Consider the following 428-nt stretch of genomic DNA (forward strand, 5'->3'; position numbering starts at 1 on the left):
AATCAGAACCGCAACAAGCAACGGTTCAACAGCAATTTCACAACTCATCAGAATCGCAACAGCCCTACGTTCAACAGCAGAAGCAGGGGGAAAGAGAACAGGCTTTTGCCGTGAGCGTAAACCGAACGGGAGCAGGGGGAATGTCTCCTTCCTCGCTGACGTGGAACAAAGTGGAACAGAGGTCACAACCTAGCGCTTCTTTAAGTGGCTTATATGCAGGTGGAGTACAATTGCCGTTTGAATATCCCGTTGTGCCTCCTTTCCCTGCACAACAGTCTGTTTTTAAATCTAGTACCAAGATCGAACAACAACTAGAAGGGCAACAATTAACCGCTCAACAGACTCAATTTACACCACGGTTACAACCAGAGCTTATCCAGAACGACAGAATCAAATTCGCTTTTAACGCCACTGGTAAAGATAAAAAC

At 46.0% G+C, this 428-nt stretch carries 1 protein-coding gene; it reads left to right on the top strand.

What is annotated here, in order from left to right:
- Positions 1-110: 110 nt before the first annotated feature.
- Positions 111-428 (top strand): hypothetical protein (locus tag FJR05_RS06350; protein WP_168643338.1); only part of this gene is annotated, 318 nt, incomplete at its 3' end.

The sequence above is a fragment of the Dolichospermum sp. UHCC 0259 genome (assembly GCF_009711935.1).
GTDB lineage: Bacteria > Cyanobacteriota > Cyanobacteriia > Cyanobacteriales > Nostocaceae > Dolichospermum.